Source organism: Methylobacterium sp. WL120, from assembly GCF_008039465.1.
GTDB classification, from domain to species: Bacteria; Pseudomonadota; Alphaproteobacteria; order Rhizobiales; family Beijerinckiaceae; genus Methylobacterium; species Methylobacterium cerastii.
Map to the genome: position 1 here is coordinate 1 of NZ_VRUT01000014.1, position 18,235 is coordinate 18,235.

General features: G+C 71.9%; 18 protein-coding genes, 1 tRNA gene and 1 pseudogene. 10 read left to right on the plus strand and 10 right to left on the minus strand.

All coding sequences use genetic code 11. The features are described 5' to 3' along the window. Both FV229_RS04855 and FV229_RS04860 read left to right on the plus strand, forming a co-directional pair. Window positions 1-362 (plus strand): annotated as a pseudogene (locus FV229_RS04855) (penicillin-binding protein); the annotation flags it as partial. Between the two features lie 123 nt (window positions 363-485). Continuing rightward, window positions 486-1,646 (plus strand): alpha/beta hydrolase, encoded by a 1,161-nt coding sequence (locus FV229_RS04860; RefSeq protein ID WP_147750877.1) that lies wholly within the window; start codon window positions 486-488, stop codon window positions 1,644-1,646. 10 nt (window positions 1,647-1,656) lie between these two features. Here the strand turns inward: FV229_RS04860 and FV229_RS04865 are convergent, their stop codons facing one another. Continuing rightward, window positions 1,657-3,126 (minus strand): AMP nucleosidase, encoded by a 1,470-nt coding sequence (locus tag FV229_RS04865; RefSeq protein WP_210246587.1) that lies wholly within the window; start codon window positions 3,124-3,126, stop codon window positions 1,657-1,659. 142 nt (window positions 3,127-3,268) lie between these two features. Between FV229_RS04865 and tsaA the strand changes: the two genes are divergently transcribed. From tsaA to FV229_RS04880, 3 genes are all read left to right on the plus strand, one after another. Continuing rightward, complete coding sequence (tsaA, locus tag FV229_RS04870; protein WP_147750879.1) at window positions 3,269-3,775, plus strand: tRNA (N6-threonylcarbamoyladenosine(37)-N6)-methyltransferase TrmO; 507 nt, start codon at window positions 3,269-3,271, stop codon at window positions 3,773-3,775. Beyond that, on the plus strand, window positions 3,772-4,473 hold the full coding sequence (locus FV229_RS04875) for an SGNH/GDSL hydrolase family protein (RefSeq protein WP_147750880.1): 702 nt from the start codon (window positions 3,772-3,774) through the stop codon (window positions 4,471-4,473). The genes tsaA and FV229_RS04875 overlap by 4 nt, the downstream gene beginning before the upstream one ends. Before the next feature lie 218 nt (window positions 4,474-4,691). Next, window positions 4,692-5,210 (plus strand): MarR family winged helix-turn-helix transcriptional regulator, encoded by a 519-nt coding sequence (locus FV229_RS04880; RefSeq protein ID WP_187273549.1) that lies wholly within the window; start codon window positions 4,692-4,694, stop codon window positions 5,208-5,210. Here FV229_RS04880 and FV229_RS04885 read toward each other — a convergent pair. From FV229_RS04885 to FV229_RS04895, 3 genes are all read right to left on the minus strand, one after another. Continuing rightward, window positions 5,197-8,262 (minus strand): efflux RND transporter permease subunit, encoded by a 3,066-nt coding sequence (locus FV229_RS04885; protein ID WP_147750882.1) that lies wholly within the window; start codon window positions 8,260-8,262, stop codon window positions 5,197-5,199. The genes FV229_RS04880 and FV229_RS04885 overlap by 14 nt on opposite strands. A 21-nt stretch (window positions 8,263-8,283) precedes the next feature. Beyond that, window positions 8,284-9,411, minus strand: coding sequence for an efflux RND transporter periplasmic adaptor subunit (locus FV229_RS04890; protein WP_246688051.1), 1,128 nt, complete (start codon window positions 9,409-9,411; stop codon window positions 8,284-8,286). Window positions 9,412-9,593: 182 nt separating this feature from the next. Next, entirely contained in the window at window positions 9,594-10,604 is a 1,011-nt protein-coding gene (locus FV229_RS04895; RefSeq protein ID WP_147750883.1) for an efflux RND transporter periplasmic adaptor subunit, read from the minus strand. Between the two features lie 202 nt (window positions 10,605-10,806). On the opposite strand from FV229_RS04895, the gene FV229_RS04900 reads away from it, so the two are divergent. Continuing rightward, window positions 10,807-11,385 carry a helix-turn-helix domain-containing protein gene (locus FV229_RS04900; RefSeq protein WP_348644170.1) on the plus strand — a complete coding sequence of 193 codons (579 nt, stop codon included), beginning with the start codon at window positions 10,807-10,809 and terminating at the stop codon, window positions 11,383-11,385. On the opposite strand, the gene FV229_RS04905 is transcribed toward FV229_RS04900, so the two are convergent. Both FV229_RS04905 and FV229_RS04910 read right to left on the minus strand, forming a co-directional pair. Then, complete coding sequence (locus FV229_RS04905) at window positions 11,379-12,281, minus strand: histone deacetylase (protein ID WP_147750916.1); 903 nt, start codon at window positions 12,279-12,281, stop codon at window positions 11,379-11,381. The two genes, FV229_RS04900 and FV229_RS04905, sit on opposite strands and share 7 nt — an antisense overlap. Beyond that, entirely contained in the window at window positions 12,281-13,231 is a 951-nt protein-coding gene (locus tag FV229_RS04910; RefSeq protein ID WP_147750884.1) for an FAD-dependent oxidoreductase, read from the minus strand. The genes FV229_RS04905 and FV229_RS04910 overlap by 1 nt, the downstream gene beginning before the upstream one ends. A 121-nt stretch (window positions 13,232-13,352) precedes the next feature. On the opposite strand from FV229_RS04910, the gene FV229_RS04915 reads away from it, so the two are divergent. Further along, a complete protein-coding gene (locus FV229_RS04915; protein ID WP_147750885.1) occupies window positions 13,353-14,534 on the plus strand; it encodes a ceramide glucosyltransferase in 1,182 nt (393 codons plus the stop codon). Window positions 14,535-14,598: 64 nt separating this feature from the next. Continuing rightward, entirely contained in the window at window positions 14,599-15,285 is a 687-nt protein-coding gene (locus FV229_RS04920; protein ID WP_147750886.1) for a gamma-glutamyl-gamma-aminobutyrate hydrolase family protein, read from the plus strand. A 13-nt stretch (window positions 15,286-15,298) separates the two neighbouring features. On the opposite strand, the gene FV229_RS04925 is transcribed toward FV229_RS04920, so the two are convergent. After that, window positions 15,299-15,383: transfer RNA gene (locus FV229_RS04925), tRNA-Leu, on the minus strand. Window positions 15,384-15,523: 140 nt separating this feature from the next. Here FV229_RS04925 and FV229_RS04930 point away from each other — a divergent pair. Together FV229_RS04930 and FV229_RS04935 are read left to right on the plus strand one after the other, a co-directional pair. After that, window positions 15,524-16,105 (plus strand): YqaA family protein, encoded by a 582-nt coding sequence (locus FV229_RS04930; RefSeq protein WP_147727379.1) that lies wholly within the window; start codon window positions 15,524-15,526, stop codon window positions 16,103-16,105. Then, entirely contained in the window at window positions 16,106-16,594 is a 489-nt protein-coding gene (locus FV229_RS04935; protein WP_147750887.1) for a disulfide bond formation protein B, read from the plus strand. 31 nt (window positions 16,595-16,625) lie between these two features. Here the strand turns inward: FV229_RS04935 and FV229_RS04940 are convergent, their stop codons facing one another. The 3 genes from FV229_RS04940 to grxC are packed head-to-tail and all read right to left on the minus strand — an operon-like array spanning window position 16,626 to window position 18,220. Continuing rightward, complete coding sequence (locus FV229_RS04940; protein ID WP_147750888.1) at window positions 16,626-17,096, minus strand: DUF1178 family protein; 471 nt, start codon at window positions 17,094-17,096, stop codon at window positions 16,626-16,628. A gap of 4 nt (window positions 17,097-17,100) precedes the next feature. After that, window positions 17,101-17,958 (minus strand): carbon-nitrogen hydrolase family protein, encoded by an 858-nt coding sequence (locus FV229_RS04945; protein WP_147750889.1) that lies wholly within the window; start codon window positions 17,956-17,958, stop codon window positions 17,101-17,103. Continuing rightward, window positions 17,951-18,220, minus strand: coding sequence for a glutaredoxin 3 (gene grxC, locus FV229_RS04950; RefSeq protein ID WP_147750890.1), 270 nt, complete (start codon window positions 18,218-18,220; stop codon window positions 17,951-17,953). The genes FV229_RS04945 and grxC overlap by 8 nt, the downstream gene beginning before the upstream one ends. Window positions 18,221-18,235: the final 15 nt, after the last annotated feature.

Sequence of the window (18,235 nt, forward strand, 5' to 3'; positions counted from 1 at the left end):
CCCCCGCACCGGCTGCGCCCGCCGCACAGCCCCCCGGCTCCGAGGCGCGCGGCGTGCCCGAGGTGATCGACACGGGCACGCTCTCGTTCCGCGGCCGCACCGTGCGACTCACGGGCGTCGACGGCCAGGGCGGCCACCTCGCCCGCCAGCTCGCCCGATACCTGCGCCGCCGCGAGGTGGTGTGCACGCCCGATGCCGGCGGAACCCAAGGCACCCGCTGCCGCATCGACGGCGACGACCTCGCCGCCCTGATCCTCTCGGCCGGCGGCGCCCGCGCCACCGAGGACGCCCCGCCGGACCTGCTGGCGGCGGAAGAGCAGGCCCGCTCGGAACGCACCGGGATGTGGGGCGGGCGGCGGTGACGGACGCGTGCCGGGACAGACGGCCTTCGCCCTATCGATCCCCGAGCCGTCCGGCCTGACGCGAACGCCGTCCGGCTGCTAGCGTCCGATCCGACGCGAACAGAACGTCGATGGGAGGTCACGATGCGGAAACCCGTCCTGGGCGGCGTATGCGCGCTGCTGTGCTTCGGCTCGCTGGCCCTGGCCGAGCCCGCCCCCGACCCCCCGGCGACCTTCAAGCCGGCGCAGCGCGAGGGCTACTTCTTCGTCGGGGGCACCTACGAGACGGCCGGCGGCAAGGCGGCTGCGGTCGGGCAGATGTTCGTCCAGTATCACGCGCCGTTGCAGGTGACGCAGCCCTACCCCGTGGTGATGGTGCACGGCACGGCGCAGACCGGCGTCAACTTCCTCGGCACGCCCGACGGCCGTCCCGGCTGGGTCGACCGCTTCGTCGAGAAGGGTTTTGCGGTCTACGTGGTCGATCAGGTCGGGCGCGGCCGATCCGGGGACAACCCCGAGGCCTACGGCCCCTATGCGCGCCTCGCGCCGAACGACCTCGAGACGATCTTCACGGGCCAGGAAAACTTCGGCCTGTTCCCGCAAGCCAAGCTCCACACCCGTTGGCCGGGCGGAGCCGGCGTGAAGGGCAACGCGGCGTTCGACCAGTTCTATTTCTCGCAGGTCCCGTTCATCGCCAGCGCCCTGCGCAGCGAGGAGCTCGTCGACCCGGCGCTGATCGCGCTTTTGGAAAAAATCGGTCCCTCCGTCCTGCTGACGCACTCGCAGGCCGGCGTGTTCGGCTGGGCGGTGTCCGACCGGCGGCCCGACCTCGTGAAGGCGCACGTCGCCGTCGAGCCGAACGGGCCGACCTTCTACGACATCCGCTTCAAGGGCGGCGCCGACTGGTACGAGAAGGTCGGCGAGGCCCGCGCGCGGCCCTACGGGATCACCCGCGTGCCGCTGACCTTCGATCCGCCGGTCTCGTCTCCGACGGACTTGGTGGTGGCGCAGTCCGAGGCGCCGCTCCGCCCCGGCCAGATCCGCTGCTGGCTCCAGGCCGAGCCGGCACGCAAGCTGCCGAACCTCGCGCGCGTGCCCGCCGTGATCGTCACGGCCGAGGCGTCGTTCCGCGCGACGATGGACGATTGCACGGGCGCCTTCCTCGAACAGGCCGGCGCCAAGCCCGACCGGCTGGCGCTGGCCGAGCACGGCATCCACGGCAACGGCCACATGATGATGCTGGAGACCAACAACGGCGAGGTCGCCGACGCGATCATCGGCTGGATTGCCGGCACGCTGAAATAGCGAGGACGCTCTACCGGAACGGCGGCTCGTCGAAGCTCCTGAGTTTGCGCGAGTGCAGGCCGTGGCGGTCGCCGCGCAGGATGTCGAGGGCGGCGAGCCCGATCAGCAGGTGTTCGGCCACCGCGCGCTCGTAGAACGCGTTGGCCGCGCCCGGCAGCTTGATCTCGCCGTGCAGCGGCTTGTCGGAGACGCAGAGCAGGGTGCCGTAGGGGACGCGGAGCCGGTAGCCCTGCGCGGCGATCGTCCCGCTTTCCATGTCGACGCCGATGGCGCGGCTGAGGTTGATCCGGCGGCGCTCCTGGCTGAAGCGCAGCTCCCAATTGCGGTCGTCGTAGGTGACGACGGTGCCGGTGCGCAGGCGGCGCTTGAGCGCGTCGGCCTTCTCGCCCGTCACCTGCGCGGCCGCGGCCTGCAGCGCGAGCTGCACCTCGGCGAGCGCCGGCACCGGCACGTCCGGCGGCACCAGCTCGTCGAGGATGCGGTCGCGGCGCATGTAGCCGTGGGCGAGCACGTAGTCGCCGATGGTCTGCGACTGCCGCAGGCCGCCGCAATGTCCGACCATCAGCCAGCAATGCGGACGCAGCACCGCGAGGTGGTCGGTGATCGTCTTCGCGTTCGACGGGCCGACGCCGATGTTGACGAGCGTGGTGCCCTGCGCGGTGCCGTCGGCACCTTCCGCGACGAGGTGGTAGGCCGGCATCTGGAAGCGATGCCAGGGCGAGGCCGCCATCAGCGCCGCCGGATCGGCCGACGCCGCCTCGCCGCGCGTCACGGTGATGCCGCCCGGCATGACCAGCTTGGTGAAGCCCTCCGCGCCCGAGGCCAGGCGCTCCAGTCCGTGGCGGACGAACTGGTCGACGTAGCGGTGGTAGTTGGTGAGCAGGATCCAGGGCTGCACCTCGCGCCAGTCGCAGCCGGTGTAGTGCACGAGGCGGCGCAGCGAGTAATCCACTCGCACGGCGTCGAACAGGGCGAGCGGGCGCGGCTCGTCGGCCATTGGCTGCCACAGGCCGTCGGCGATCTCGTCGCCGACGAGCGACAGCAGCGGCACCGGGAACCAGGTCGCGAGCTCGGCCGGGCTCACCCGCCCGGCGCCGAGGTCGGTGCCCGGCTCGAGCACATAGGAATACGGGATCTCCTGTGCGCTCAGGCCGACCTCGAGCCCGACGCCGTAATCGGCCACCAGCGGCTCGAGCTGCGCCGTCAGGTAGGCGCGAAAGTCCGCGGGGCTGGTCACGGTGGTGCTGTAGGTGCCGGGCGCCTGCATCTTGGCGGTGGCGCGGCTGATCCGCGGCACCGGGCCGGCGGGGCGGTAGGTGACGCGCAGCTCGGGGTAGCGGAACTGCAGCCGCTCGGCGGCGTCCGGCGGCGGGCCGCCGTCGAGGGTCCGGGTCAGCGCCGTGCGCAGGGCCTGGGTCGCGCCGGCATGCAGCTCGACGAGCCGGTCCACGGCGGTCGCGACGTCGGCCACCGCCTCCATCGGGCGCAGTTCGTTCTCGATCACGCGCGATCCCCTTGCTGCTTCGTCCCGGCTCTACACCCCCCTGCCCGGTCGCGCGAGGCGGGGCTTGCGGTCCGCGCCGACTTGTCGGAAAGCCGCCGGACGGACCGGTCGGGACGCCATGGACGCTGACAGCAACGATTTCGCGCGCCGCGAGGGCGAGGAGGCAATCGCCCTCCCCGAGCAGGCCGATGCCGGCGTGCACTTCATCGGCCGTATCCGCACGCCGTGGACCATCCGCGGGCAGTGCCCGAAGAACGGGCTGCAGACCGACGCGGCCTGCACCGTCGAGGTCGACCCGGTCTACGCCGCGGGCCTCCAGAACGTCGAGTGCGCGAGCCATCTGATCCTGCTCTACTGGATGGACCGGGCCGAGCGCGGCCTCCTCGTCCAGCGCCCGCGCCACGCGAACGGGAGCCGCGGCACGTTCTCGCTGCGCTCGCCGGCGCGCCCCAACCCGATCGCGCTCTCTGTGGTGGAGTTGCTGGGGCGCGATGGCGCGACGTTGACGGTACGCGGGCTCGATTGCCTCGACGGCACGCCGCTCCTCGACATCAAGCCCTACTACGCCACCACCGATTCCCGGCCCGGGGCCACGGTCGACCGCGCCGGGACCGTCCGCGCATGAAGCGCCGGGTCGCGCTCGCCGCCACCGCCGTGCTGCTCGTCGGCGCCGGCATCCTGGTCGGGCGGATGCTCTCCACCGCCCCGGTCAACGTGCGTGCCTACGCCCTGGGGCGGCTCTACGCGGTGCAGGCGCATCTCGACGAGGCGCCGGGGGCCTACGTGTTCCTGGCCGGCGATTCCCACGCGGAGCTGCAGGCCCCGGCCCAGCGGCCCTGCGGTCTCGAACTCGTCAACGGCGGCGTCAGCGGCGCCACCGCACCGGTCTACGCCGACCTCGTCGCGACACTGCGGTTCCCCGTGCGCCCGCGGGCCGCGGTGCTGACGATCGGCACCAACGACATCCTGTCCAAGAACGACCCGCGCGACCCGGCCGCGGCGGCGCGCTACGAGGCGGCCGCGACGCGGATCATCCGGCAGCTGACGGCCACGACGGATCGCCTCGTGGTCACCGCGCTTCCGCCGATCGGGCGCGAGCTCGACGGACGCCTCGACCCGCTGGCGGTCGGCGACTACTCGGAGCGCCTGAAGGCCCTGTGCACGCGCCTCGGCTGCCGCTTCGCCGACCCGTTCGCCGCCATCCGAGACGGGACCACGGGCTTCGCCAAGCCCGGCGCGATGCGCGACGGCTTGCACTTGTCAGCCTATCGCCCCGCGCTCGCCGCCCTCGCGCCCGCTCTGTGCAGCGCCGGCACGCCTTAAGCGAACTTCCGCCGGCAAATAAGGTTGTGTCGGCGGAGACAAGTTTCCACGTTGCAGGTGCGCAACGCCCGGGAACAGGTCTAAGTATTCCGGAGACCGGGACGATCCGGCATCGCGTGGCGATGAACGGGTGAACAAGTCCCGGCGGGGTGTGGCCAATGGGTCGATCGAACGAGGGCGCCCATGAGCCGCCCGACGTAAACGAAAGCACGAGCGCCATGGTGGACCCGAAGGTCTACGTGCCGGCGCTGCTGACCCTGTTGTCCAACACGCTGACCAACAACGCGTCGATCTTCTACCGGCAGCATTTCGGCGTCGGCCTGACCGATTGGCGGATCATGTACCGGCTCGCCTCGGACCCGTGGATCACCGCACACCGGATCTGCGAGCTGTCCGCCCTCGACAAGGCGGTGGTGAGCCGCAGCATCGCCTGGATGGAAAGCCGCGGCCTCGTGCTGATCCGCGGCGACGCCGAGGACGCCCGCCGCCGCCTGCTGGCGCTGTCGCCCGCCGGCCTCGACCTGCACGACCGCATCACCGTGGTGGCGCTGCAGCGCGAGCGCAACTTCCTCGCCGCGCTCAAGGAAGACGAGGTGGCCGAGACGATCCGCCTGCTGACGAAGCTGGTGGACAACCTGGGCGCGTTCTCGACGCCGGTGGCGATCCCGCCGCAGCGGGTCGCCCCGATCGAGTCCGCACCGCCGACCTCGCCGCGGCGGGCGATCAAGCCGCGTTAGGCTTCGGACCGTTCGCGGCCGGCGGGCGGATCCGGTACCACCCGACGTAGAGCGCCGGCAGGAAGAACAGCGTCAGGAAAGTCGCCGCGATGATGCCGCCGATCATCGCGTAAGCCATCGGCCCCCAGAACACCTCGCGGGCGATCGGCACCATGCCGAGGCTCGCCGCCGCCGCCGTCAGCAGGATCGGGCGCATGCGGTGGCGCGTCGCCTCCACCACCGCGTCCCAGGGGGCGAGCCCGTCGGCCTCGCATTCCTCGATCTGGCTCACCAGGATCACCGCGTTGCGGATGATGATGCCGATGAGCGCCAGGATGCCGAGGATCGCGACGAAGCCCATTGGCTTGCCCGAGGGCAGGAGCGCCGCGACGACGCCGATGAGCCCGAGTGGCGCCACGCTCGACACCAGGAACAGCTTCTGGACGCTCTGAAGCTGGATCATCAGGAACACCGCCATGGTCAGCAGCATCACCGGCACCACCGCCGCGATCGGTCCCTGGCCCTTGGCCGCCTCCTCGACGGCGCCGCCGGTGGCCAGCGCATAACCCTCGGGCAGCGCCTCCGTGAAGGCGGCGATGTCGGAGGCGAGCGCCGCTACGATCGTCGGCGGCTGGGTCGCGTCGACGATCGGTGCGCGAACCGTGAGCGTCGCGACCCGGTCGCGGCGCCAGACGATCGGCTGCTCGAGGTCGAAGCCGATCCGCGCGAAGGCGAGCAGCGGCACCACCGAGCCGTTGGCCAGGCTCACCTGCAGGCTCTGGAGGGTGTCCAGCGAGGTCCGCTCCGCCGCCTGCGCCCGGCCGACGACGTTGACGAGGTAGATCGAGTCCCGCACCTGTGTGATCGAGGAGCCGCCGACGACGCCGTTGAGGATGCCGGCGATGTCCTGGCTGGTGACGCCGAGCTGGCGCGCCTTGTCCTGCAGGATCTCGACCCGCAGCACCTTGCCGGGCTCGTTCCAGTCGAAGGTCGGCACGCCGACATGCGGGCTCTTGGCGACGATGTCGGCGAGCGCCAGCGCCTTGGCGCGCACCACCTGCAGGTCCGGCCCGCTGAGGCGGTACTGGATCGGCCGTCCCACCGGTGGGCCGAGCGAGAGCGGGTTCACGAACACGTCGGTGCCGACGAAGTCGCGCTTCGTCCGCGCCTCGAGCTTGGGGAACAGGCGGTCGCGCGCCTCCAGCGACTTCGTCACGACGACGACCTGCCCGAAGAAGCTGTTGGCGAGCTGCTGGTCGAGCGGCAGGTAGAAACGCACCGCGCCCTGTCCGACATAGGACGACCAGCGCTCGATGTCGGGGTCGCCTTTCAACGTGGCTTCGAACCGGTCCATCTGCGCCCGCGTCTCGGTGATGGTGGCGTTCTGCGGCAGGGTGAAGTCGACCAGGATCTCGGTGCGGTCCGAGGCCGGGAAGAACTGCTGCTGCACGAAGGTCATGCCGAAGATCGACAGGCCGAGCAGCGCGACGCAGGCCGCGACCGTGAGCCAGCGCCAGCGCATGGCGGCGACGAGCACGCGCAGGAACAGGCGCCCCATCCGGCCGGGCTCGTGGCTGTGCTTCTTCATGGTCTTGGGCAGCAGCGTCACGCCGATCAGCGGCGCGAACAGCACGGCCACCACCCACGAGACCAGAAGCGAGGCCGCGATCACCACGAACAGCGAGTAGGTGTACTCGCCGGCCGAGGAGCCGTTGAAGCCGATCGGCAGGAAGCCGGCCACGGTCACCAGCGTGCCCGTCAGCATCGGGAAGGCGGTGGAGGTGTAGGCGAAGGTCGCGGCCTTCTTCAGCGAATCGCCGAGCTCGAGCCGCGCCACCATCATCTCGACGGTGATCATCGCGTCGTCGACCAGCAGGCCCAGCGCGATGATCAGCGCACCGAGCGAGATGCGCTGCAACGTGACGCCCATGATCTGCATCACCACGAAGACGATGGCGAGCACCAGCGGGATCGAGATCGAAACCACCAAGCCGGCGCGCACGCCGAGGCTGACGAAGCTCACCGCGAGCACGATCACCACCGCCTCGACGAGCGCCTGGGTGAAGCCGCCGACCGCCTCCTCGACGATGCGGGGCTGGTCCGAGACCAGGTGGATGCCGACGCCGATCGGGAGCTTGGCCTCGATCAGGCGCATCCGCGCCTTCAGGTCCTCGCCGAAATGCAGCAGGTTGGCGTTCGGCCGCATGGCGATGGCGAGACCGATCGCCGGCTTGCCATCGACGCGGAACAGCGCCGCGGGCGGGTCCTCGTAGCCGCGGCTGATCTCGGCCACGTCGGAGAGGCGGAAGAAGCGGTCGTTCACCCGAAGGTTGATCGTCTCCAGCGAGGTCTCGGACGAGAACTGCCCGCTCACCCGCACCGAGACCCGCTCGGGGCCGGCCTGGACCACGCCCGAGGGCGAGATCGCGTTCTGGCTCTGCAGCGTCTTGATCAGGGACTGGATGTCGATGCCGTAGCCGGCGAGCTTGCGCGTGGAGAAGTCGAGGAAGATCGTTTCCTTCTGCGTGCCGAGCAGTTGCGTCTTGCCGATGTTGGGCACCTTGAGGATCTCGGTGCGCACGCCCTCGACGTAGTCGCGCAGCTGACGGTGGCTCAGACCGTCGGCGGTGAAGCCGTAGACGTTGCCGTAGACGTCGCCGAACTCGTCGTTGAAGAACGGCCCCTGCATCCCCTGCGGGAAGGTGCCCTGGATGTCGCCGAGGCGCTTGCGGACCTGGTAGAACGACGGCTGGATCTCGGACGCCTTCGTGGTGTCGCGCAGCTGCACGAACACCGTGGCGTTGCCCGGCGTGGTGTAGCTGCGGACGTAGTCCAGGGTCGCGACCTGCTGCAGCTCCTTCTCGATCCGGTCGGTGACCTGCTCGAGGGTGTCGCCGATCGTGGCCCCGGGCCAGACCGCCTGCACCACCATCGTCTTGATCGCGAAGGGCGGGTCCTCCTCACGGCCGAGGCCGCGATAGGCGAGCGTGCCGGCCACCAGGCAGATCGCCATGAGGAACCACACGAACGAGCGGTGCGACAGCGCCCATTCCGACGCGTTGAAGTTACCCACGATCCAGAATCCTGCCCACGATCAAAGGTCCTGCGTGCCGGGAACGGCGATGGGCGTATCCGCGAGGCGGATCGCCTGGCCCTCGGCGAGGGAGCGGACGCCGGCGACGACGACGCGGTCGCCGGCCGAGAGGCCGCTCGCGACGCCGACGTAGTCGCCCCTCCGGTCGGTCACCGTGACCGCGACGCGCTTGGCCGCGTCGCCGGCGGCGTTGACGACCCAGACCGCGTCGCGGCCGTCTGCGCTCAGGATGGCGGTGGCGGGCAGGACGAAGCGCGGCGGGACCTTGCGCACCAGCGAGACGGTGATCGTCGCGCCGAGCCGGAAGGCGCCCGGCGGGTTCTCCAGCGACATCCGGATGCGCCGGGTGCGGGTGCTCGAATCGGCGAAGGGCGCCGTCTCGCGCACGGTGCCGACCGCCGTCACCGTGGGCGCGCTCTGGAGGGCGACGGTGAAGCGGCCGTCCTTGGGCATGGCCGCGACGAGGTCGTCGGGGATGTCCACCACCGCCTCGCGCACCTCGGGCCGGGCCACGGTCACCACCGTCTGCCCGGCGGTGAGGTCCTGCCCGATCTCGGCGTTGCGCTGGGTGACGACCCCGTCGAAGTCGGCGTGGAGCTCGGTGTAGCCCATCTGGTCGCGGGCCTTCTGCAGGCTCGCCTGCGCCTGGGTCAGGCGCGCCTGCGCGGTGTCGCGGTTGGCCACCATGCCGTCGAGCTGGGCCTGGGTGACGTTGCCGCCCTCCATCAGGCGGCGCGTCCGCGCCTCGGTTGCGGCGGCGTTCTCGGACTGCGCCTTGGCGTCGGCGACGTCGGCTTCGGCGCGGGTCATGGCGAAGCGCGGCACCACCGTGTCGAGGGCGGCGAGCCGCTGCCCCTTCTTCACGAGGTCGCCGACGGTCACGTCGCGGGCGACGACGCGGCCGCCGACCTGGAACCCGAGCTGCGACTGGTAGCGCGGCTCGACCGTGCCGGCGAACGGCCCGAACCGCACCGCCTCGATCGGCTTGGCGACGGCGTACAGCACCGGCCGCACCGGCGGCGCCTTCGCCTCCTCGGCGGGCTTGCAGGCGGCGAGTGCGAGCAGCGATGTCCCGGCGAGGATGGTGACGAGAGGCAGCTGGATGCCGCGAAACGCGGAATGCCTCACGCTTCCATCCTTCACCTGCGGCGCGGCGTGACACGCGGGTCCCCTCTCCCGAGCGGGAGAGGGACAGGGTGAGGGACGAGAACGCACCGGAGAGGTCACGCCCCTCACCCCACCCCTCTCGCCCTGGGAGAGGGGACCGCGATGCGACGCGCGGAAACCGTCAGCGATCGAGTGAAACACCATCACTTCGCGGCTCCCGTAGCGACCTGCTCGGCCACCGTCACGGTCTGGCCCGGGCGAAGGAACTGGATGCCGGCGATGACGACCTCCTCGCCGGACGCGACGCCGCCCGCCAGGGCGATGCTGTCGGGGCCGTAGCGGTCGATGGTCACGACGCGCGGCGCGACCGTCCCGGCGCTTGGGTCGCGCACCCACACGGCGGGCTGGTTCTTCCAGCGGTAGAGGGCCGACCACGGCAGCACGACCGCCGCATGGCTCTGGAACCGGCCGCGGCCGATCACCACCGCGCCGAGCGTCATCGCCGGCGGCGTCTCCTTGAGGCCGACCTTCACCCGCACCGTGCCGGAAGCCGGGTCGACGCTGGGCGAGATCTCGCGGACGCTGCCGACGGCGGTGACCGTCGGGTTGCCCTGAAGCGTCACGTCCACGGTGCCCGATTGCGGCGGCGCGGCGAGCAGCGCCTCGTAGACGTTGAAGACCGCGTCGCGCGGCCCGTCCTGCGCCAGGGTCAGGACCGACTGCCCCGCCTGCACTACCTGGCCGACCTCCAGGGACCGGTTCAGCACCACGCCGGCCACGCCCGACCGCAGCTCGGTGTAGGACAGCTGCTCCTGCGCGGTCCCCAGCGCCGCCTTGGCCGAATCGACCGCGGCCTGGGTCGTGCGCAGCTGCTGCTCGGCGTTGTCGTAGGAGGGCCGCGTGGTGTAGCCGCTGGCCATCAGCTGCTCCTGGCGCTTGAACCCGAGCTTGGCCTGCGTCGACAGGGCCTCGGCCGAGGCGAGCGCGGCCTGCGCGTTGGCGAGGTTCGAGCGCTGCTCGCGCGGATCGAGCCGGGCCAGGACCTGGTCGGCGGCGACGTGGTCGCCGACCTCGACGAGGCGGGTCTCGATCTTGCCGGCGGTGCGGAACGAGACGCTGGTCTGCCCCTGGGCCTGGACGTCGCCGGTGAAGACGGCGTCGGAAGCGATCATGCTCTTCGTCGCGATCACGGTGCGCACCAGGGTCTGCGCCATGAGGCCGACCGGCGCACCGGCTTGCGGTTGGGCTTGTTCGGCGCTTGCCGCGGCCGCCGCGAGCAACGCCGCGGCAAGAGCGGAGACAAGCACGACAGAGAAACTTCGGTTCACGGCGTTCCTCGGCTCCGCACGCCCTATCGCGGCGCGAACCTATCCACTATCTTACCGACCGTCCAGACGGTTTTTACGGGGGAGGGTGATGGACGACGTGACGGCCAAGGCGCGCAGCCGCCGGCAGGACCGCGCCGAGGTGATCCTCGACGCGGCCGAGGCGCTGCTGCGGCGCTCGGGCACCCGGACGCTGACCATCGACGCGGTCGCCGTGGAAGCCGGCTTGAGCAAGGGCGGGGTGCTGCACCACTACGCGTCCAAGGACGCGCTGTTGACCGCTCTGGCCGTCCGCAAGGTCGGCCGGATCCGCGTCGGCATCGCCGCGTGCCTCGCTTCCGCCCCCGACGGGCCGGCGGCGCTGCCGCTCGCGGTGGTCGCGCATGCACGCCAGGTCTACGCCGAGGAATGCGGCTTTCCCGATTCGCTGCTGATCGCGTCGGCCGACAACGCCGGCGCGGCGGCGGCGTTCGCGCAGTTCCTGGGCGAACAGCTCGCCGCCATGGGCGCGATCGAGGCGCGGTCGGGTCAGGGGGCGGCGCTGACCTTCGCGGTGCTGGGAGTGATGCTGAGCCGGTCCCTCGACTTCCACCGCATCGACGGCGCGCCCCTGGAGCGCCTGTTCGACGCGCTGGAAGCGCAAGCGCGCGCTCTGCCGAAGGATCAGTAGAGCGCGTTGGCGGCGAGCGCCTGGAACACTAGGGCGTGGCGGCTTGCGAGCGCGTCGACGTCGTGGGTGTAGCCGCCGCCGATCACCGCCACGAGGGGGATGCCCCGCGCCCGCGCCTGCCCGACGACGTAGCGGTCGCGCGCCAGCAGCCCGTCGTCGGTGAGCGCGAGCCGCCCGAGGCGGTCGTCCCGGTGCGGGTCGACGCCGGCGTTGTAGAAGACGAGGTCGGGCGCCAGCGCGTCGAGCAGCGGCGGAAGCCGCGCCTCGAGGACGGCGAGGTAGCCGGCATCGTCGAGCCCGTCGGGCAGGCCGACGTCGAGGTCGCCGGCGATCTTGGCGGTCGGGTAGTTCTTCTCGCAATGGATCGACAGCGTGAACAGGTCCGGTGAGCGGGCGAGGCAGTCGGCGGTGCCGTCGCCCTGGTGCACGTCGCAATCGACCACGAGCGCCCGGCGGATCGCACCCTCGCCCTGCAGCGCGCGGGCCGCGACCGCCACGTCGTTGAACACGCAGAATCCCGCCCCCTGCTCGCGCCGGGCGTGGTGGCTGCCGCCGGCGGCGCTGCCGGCGAGTCCCTGCACCAGGGCGAGGCGCGCGGCGAGCAGCGTGCCGCCGACGGAGGCGCGCGAGCGTCGGACCACGCTCTCGTCCACGGGCAAGCCGATCGCCCGCTCGATCGCCCGCGGCACCGCGAGCCCGAGCACGGCCTCGACGTAGGACGCGTCGTGGGCGAACCGTAGGAGCTCGGGCGAGGCCGGCTCCGGCGTCGTGAACCCGCGCGGCGCCAGCCCGCGCTCCATCAGCACCTCCGCAAGCCGCCCGTACTTGCGCATCGGGAAGCGGTGCCCGGCCGGGAGGATCGCCTCGTAGGCCGGATGGAACACGATGGGCGGGATCACCGCCCGAACGTCAGGTCGGCGGCGATGCGGTCGGCGAGCGCCCGGCCGCTGTCGAAGGCCGCCTCGATCCGCGGACCCAGGCACCAGTCGCCGGCGGCACCCAGCCGCTGCGCCGGATCGTAGAGGCAGGGGTGGCCGAGCGCCGACTCGACCATGGCGTAGCGCCAGCGGTGGACGGCGGCGTAGGTCGGGCGGACCGACGTCCCCAGGCGCGCTTCGAGGGCGGCGACCAGGGCGGCCTGCACCGCCTCGCGCGCCTCCTCCAGGTGGGCGCGCGACCAATCCGGCGCGGCGTGGACCACGAGGCGATGCCCGGGCGCCCGGCCGGGCTTGGTCTCCTCGCGCGCGATCAGCGCGATCGGACTCTCCGAAAACGTGAGATGCGTTTCCGGGAAGCCTGGTGCCGCATCGAGGTCGAGCAGCAGCGACCAGCACGGCGCGTAGGATGCGCGCTCCGGCCCCGGCAGCGCGACGCCGCTCGTCTCCATCAGCGCCGTCACCTGCGGCGCCGGGAAGGTCACCGCCACGGCGGCGAATGGGCCTTCGGTCGCGCCCGCGGCATCCGTCAGCATCCAGCCGCGATCCCCCCGCGCAATGCAGGCGATCGTCGTCTCCAGCGACACCGGCAGCCCGTCGAGCAGGTGGCGGACAGGCGCCGGCATGCCGGGCAGGCCGACCTCGCGGCCCTCGACGCCCCAGGGCGCGGCGACGCCGGCGGCGATCCAGGCCGCGCATTGCGCGCGAAACGCCTCGCCCTTCGCGCGGAAGAACTGTGCGCCGTGGTCGAAGCGGGCGCCGGCTTGCGTGCGCCGCGTCGCCATGCGCCCGCCGATGCCGCGGCCCTTGTCGAAGACGCGGACGTCGAGGCCGGCCTCGGCGAGGCGCCGGGCGGCGGCGGCACCCGCCATGCCGGCCCCGAGGATCGCGACGGTTCCGCCTTCGGCCAAAGCTTCGCTCCCTCATCCGCTTGGTGCTGCTGTCATACGGCTGAAACGCGCGCGCTGTTAGGGGCAGTCAGCCGACGCGGCCGCGCGCCGCGGGACAGGCCAGTTCGGAGATGCGCGCCGCATGGGTCTCGTCAGCACCTTTCCGGCCCCGGACGGCACCACGGTCGCCCTCGTGCTCTGCGCACTCCTGACGGCCCTGCACCTCGCGAGCCTCGTCGTCGCCGGCCGGCGGATCGGGCGTCATGCGTGCGGGACGACGTTTCCGGTGGGCGCGCCCGTCTCGCTGGTGCGCCCGGTCTGCGGCCTGGAGACCTTCAGCGAGGAGACGCTCGCCCGCGGCTTCGCCCTCGACTACCCGGCCTACGAGATCGTCTTCTGCGTCGCCGACGCCGCCGACCCGGTGCTGCCGCTGGTCCGCCGGCTGATCGCGGCGCACCCGCGGGTCCCGGCCCGCATCCTCGTCGGCGACGAGCGCATCAGCGACAACCCGAAGCTCAACAATTGCGTGCGGGGCTGGGAGGCGGCGCGGCACGATTGGATCGTCATCGCCGATTCGAACGTGTTGATGCCCACCGATTACCTGCAGCAACTGCAGGCCGCCTGGCGCGACGACACCGGCCTCGTCTGCTCGACGCCGATCGGCGCCCGCCCGGACGGGATCTGGGCCGCGGTCGAATGCGCCTTCCTCAACACCCTGCAAGCCCGCTGGCAATATGCCGGCGAGGCGGTGGGGCTCGGCTTCGCGCAGGGCAAGAGCATGCTCTGGCACCGCCCGTTCCTCGAGGCGCGGGGCGGCATCCGGGCGCTCGCCGCGGAGATCGCCGAGGACGCGGCGGCGACGAAGCTCGTGCGCGCGGCCGGCCGCCGGGTCCACCTCGTCGCCGCCCCGTTCGAGCAGCCGCTGGGGCGCCGCGCGGCGTTCGAGGTCTGGTCGCGGCAGATCCGCTGGGCGCGCCTGCGCCGGGTGACGTTCCCGCTGTTCTTCGCGCCCGAGATCGCCAGCGGCACCTTGCTGCCGTTCGTGATTGCGGGGTCGCTCGCGGGCACCTGGACGGCGGCGGCCGGGCTCGCGGCGCTGTCGGCTTTGGGCTACGCGGCCGAGTTCCGGCTCGCCGCGCGCGCCGGCTGGTTCCACGCGCCGCGGCTGCTCGTCGGCTTCCTGCTGCGCGACGCCCTGATCCCGCTGGTCTGGTGCGCGGCCTGGACCCATCGTGCGATCGTCTGGCGCGGCAACGCCATGGACATCCGCCTGAAGGGCGCCGTCGGCCCGCGCGCGGTCCTCCGGCGGGCACGCGCCGCCTGAGGCGGTTGCATCGCGCGGTGAACGGCGCGATGCCGAGCCTGTCGCCCACAGCAACGGTCAGCCCGTGCGCATCGCCATCCTCGAAGCCGGCTCGCCGCTGGCGCGGCTCGCCCGCTTTCCGTCCTACGGCGCGATGACCGCGCGCATGATCGGCCCGGCGCATGCCGCCACGATCCTCGACGTGCGCGCCGGCGAGCTACCGACAGACCCGGATGCCTTCGACGGCTACGCGGTCTCCGGCTCGGCCGCCGGCGTCTACGATCCGCTGCCCTGGATCGCGCCGTTGATCGGGTTCCTGCGCGCGCTGCCACCGGGCAAGCCGCTGGTCGGCATCTGCTTCGGCCATCAGGTCGTGGCGGAGGCCTATGGCGGCCGCGCGGTCCGCTCCGGGAAGGGCCGCGGGCTCGGGCTCCACAGCTATGCGGTGACCGAGCGGGCGCCGTACATGGACGACGCGGACCGGATCGCCGTGGCGGCCTTCCACCAGGATCAGGTCGTCGAGGTTCCGCCCGCCACCCGGGTGCTGGCGGCGAGCGCCTTCACCCCCTACGCGATGCTGGCCTATGAGGACCGCGCCGCGCTCTCGGTGCAGTTCCACCCGGAATTCGAGCCCGATTACACCCGCGCGCTGATCGCCGGCCATTCGGAGGCGCAGGACGACCCCGAACGCGCACGGGCCGCGCTCGCCTCCCTCGACGCACCGGACGACCGGCACCGGGTCGGCGGCTGGATACGGCGGTTCCTCGAATAGAGTTGAGAGGCGTTGGTGCGGGTAGAGGGAATCGAACCCCCACGCCTTGCGGCTGGCGATTTTGAGTCGCCCGCGTCTACCAGTTCCACCATACCCGCGACGGGGAGCCTTTTCGCACAGGTTCCGCGGTCGGGCCAAGCCCTTTCCGGGTCGCGCCGCGTGCGCCGGCACGCTGGTGCGTTCGGGCCGGCTGTGCTCAAAGGGCGCCCTCCCCCCGAACCGGATGCAGACGGTCCCGATGATCCGCCGCCTCTACGAGTGGATACTCGCGCTCTCGGGCAAGCCGTCGGCGCCCTACGTGCTGGGTGCCGTGGCCTTCGCCGAAAGCTCGTTCTTCCCGGTCCCGCCCGATGCGATGCTGGTGCCGATGGCGGTGAGCCGGCCCGACCGGGTCTGGTTCTACGCGCTGATCGCCACGGTCGGCTCGGTGCTCGGGGGCCTCGTCGGCTACGCCATCGGCGCGCTGCTGTTCGACTCGCTCGGAACCTGGCTGATCCGCCTCTACGGGCTGCAGGACAAGGCCGCGACCTTCCAGCAATCCTATGCCGAGTACGGCCACTGGGTGATCCTGCTGAAGGGCCTCACGCCGATCCCCTACAAGCTCGTGACCATCACCTCGGGCTTCGCCCATTACAGCCTGTTCTGGTTCACGCTGCTGTCGATCGTCACCCGCGGGGCGCGCTTCTTCATCCTGGCGGGGCTGCTCGGGCGCTACGGCGTCCAGATCCGCGGCGTGCTTGACCGGCACCTCAACGCGGTCGTCGCGATCTCGGTCGCGGTGATCGTCCTCGGCTTCGTCCTGTTCAAGGTGATCCTCTAGATGAGCTACGCCGCCCTGCTGCGCCTGCGCCGCGCCGCGCTCAGCCTTCTGATCGGGTCCGTGCTCACGGTGGGCGCCGCCCTCGTGCTGCAGTTCGGCTACGGCTACGCGCCGTGCAAGCTCTGCCTGACCGAGCGCCTGCCCTACTATGCCGCCGTGCCGTTGAGCCTGCTGGCTCTCTTCCTGCCGGAGCGGCTCTCGCGCCTAGCCCTCGGGCTGGCCGCGGCCGGCCTGCTCTACGGGGCCGGGCTCGGCGCCTACCATGCCGGCGCGGAATGGGGGTTCTGGCCGGGCCCGACCGATTGCGGTGGCGGGACCGGCGCGAACCCGGCCGCCGTCGGCGACTTCCTGAACACCCTCCAGACGACGAAGGTGGTCGATTGCTCGGTCGCGGCGATGAAGGTGCTGGGGATCTCGCTCGCGGGCTGGAACGCGGTCGTCGCCTTCGTGCTCGCCTGCGTCGCCAGCACGGCCGCGGCAAAGCCCTGACGCGACGACCGGCGCCGGCCCGTCCGGTGGATCAGTTGCGGTCGTCGGGCATCGGCGGGAGCGGGGCGACGTCGATGCCCTCGTCGATGAGGGCGCGGGCCTCGTCCGGGCTCGCCTGCCCGTAGATCGCGCGCTCTTCCGTCTCGCCGTAATGGATCTTGCGCGCCTCCTCGGGGAAGCGCGTGCCGACATGCTCGGCCGAGGCGACGACCTGCTCGCGCAGGGTCCGGAGCATCGCGCGGATGCGCCGCTCGGGCTCGCCGGTCGTCGGCATCGCCGAGGGCGGCGCCGGGACGACCGGAGCCGCCTCGCCGTCCGCAGCGGCCCGCGCCCGGTCGGTGCGGGCGAGGCTCGGCGCCATCAGGCCCTTGGTGACGTGCGTCGAGTCGCAGACCGGGCACGTCACCAAGCCGCGCGCGGCCTGTTCGTCGAAGGAGTCGGAGGAGGGAAACCAGCTGTCGAAGCCGTGCCCGGCCTCGCATACGAGGTTGTACCGGATCATGCCGTCACGTCGTGGCGGCTCCGGGCGTGCCGACGCGCTCGACGGTGAAGGGCCGCCCGTGCTGGAGCGAGGGAATCCGCGCCCGCGCGTCGGCCACCGCGGCGAGGTCGATCTCGGCCAGGATCACGCCGGGCTCGGTGCCGCCCGCGTCGGCCAGCACCCGGCCCCAGGGATCGACGATGAGCGAGTGCCCGTAGGTCTCGCGCCCGTCCTCGTGCTTCCCGCCCTGCGCCGCCGAGATCATGAACGATCCGGTCTCGATGGCGCGGGCTCGGTGCAGCACGTGCCAATGCGCCTCGCCGGTCTGCTTGGTGAAGCAGGCAGGCGCCGTCAGCACCGAGGCGCCGGCCTCGGCGAGCGCCCGGTACAGCGCCGGGAAGCGGATGTCGTAGCAGATGCCGAGCCCAATCTCGGCCCACGGCGTCGGCGCCACGACGGCGCAGGCGCCGCCGGTATAGGTCGAGGATTCCCGCCAGCGCTCGCCGCTCGGCAGGTCCACGTCGAACAGGTGGAGCTTGTCGTAGGCCGCGACGATCGCGCCGTCGGCGCTGATCAGGAAGGCGCGGTTGGCGACCTTCTCGCCCGCGAGGATGGCGAGGGAGCCGACCTGCACCACCGTCCCGGTCTCGCGCGCCACGTCGCGAAGCGCCGCCAGCGTCTCGTCCGCGTCCTGGCCGCGAACCACGGCGAACAGTCGCGCCCGATCGCGCTCGACGAGCGAGGTCATCTCCGGGGTCTGGACGAACTGCGCGCCGCGGGAGGCGGCCTCGCGCACGCCGGCCACCGCCGCGTCGCGGTTGGCGGCCGGGTCGCGCCCAGACCGCATCTGCACGCAGGCGGCGACGAAGCGCGGCTCAGGCATTGGCCGACGCCGTCAGCAGCGCATCGAGCTTGCCGGCCTTGTCGAGGGCGTAGAGGTCGTCGCACCCGCCGACATGGGTCTCGCCCACGAAGATCTGCGGCACGCTGGTGCGCCCGCCCGCCCGCGCCATCATAGTCGCGCGCTCGCCCGGCGCCTTCTCGACGTCGATTTCCCGGAACGCGGCGCCCTTCTCCTTCAGCAGGCTCTTGGCCGCCGAGCAGTAGGGGCACCACGCCGTGGTGTAGATCTTGATCGGATGCATAGGCGTGTTCGCGTC

Bases quoted from the DNA above. Each gene is read 5' to 3' on its own strand.
- FV229_RS04860 (WP_147750877.1), top strand. From the start codon at position 486: ATGCGGAAACCCGTCCTGGGCGGCGTATGCGCGCTGCTGTGCTTCGGC.
- FV229_RS04865 (WP_210246587.1), bottom strand. From the start codon at position 3,126: ATGGAGGCGGTGGCCGACGTCGCGACCGCCGTGGACCGGCTCGTCGAG.
- tsaA (WP_147750879.1), top strand. From the start codon at position 3,269: ATGGACGCTGACAGCAACGATTTCGCGCGCCGCGAGGGCGAGGAGGCA.
- FV229_RS04875 (WP_147750880.1), top strand. From the start codon at position 3,772: ATGAAGCGCCGGGTCGCGCTCGCCGCCACCGCCGTGCTGCTCGTCGGC.
- FV229_RS04880 (WP_187273549.1), top strand. From the start codon at position 4,692: ATGGTGGACCCGAAGGTCTACGTGCCGGCGCTGCTGACCCTGTTGTCC.
- FV229_RS04895 (WP_147750883.1), bottom strand. From the start codon at position 10,604: ATGGCGCAGACCCTGGTGCGCACCGTGATCGCGACGAAGAGCATGATC.
- FV229_RS04900 (WP_348644170.1), top strand. From the start codon at position 10,807: ATGGACGACGTGACGGCCAAGGCGCGCAGCCGCCGGCAGGACCGCGCC.
- FV229_RS04915 (WP_147750885.1), top strand. From the start codon at position 13,353: ATGGGTCTCGTCAGCACCTTTCCGGCCCCGGACGGCACCACGGTCGCC.
- FV229_RS04930 (WP_147727379.1), top strand. From the start codon at position 15,524: ATGATCCGCCGCCTCTACGAGTGGATACTCGCGCTCTCGGGCAAGCCG.
- FV229_RS04935 (WP_147750887.1), top strand. From the start codon at position 16,106: ATGAGCTACGCCGCCCTGCTGCGCCTGCGCCGCGCCGCGCTCAGCCTT.
- FV229_RS04940 (WP_147750888.1), bottom strand. From the start codon at position 17,096: ATGATCCGGTACAACCTCGTATGCGAGGCCGGGCACGGCTTCGACAGC.
- FV229_RS04945 (WP_147750889.1), bottom strand. From the start codon at position 17,958: ATGCCTGAGCCGCGCTTCGTCGCCGCCTGCGTGCAGATGCGGTCTGGG.
- grxC (WP_147750890.1), bottom strand. From the start codon at position 18,220: ATGCATCCGATCAAGATCTACACCACGGCGTGGTGCCCCTACTGCTCG.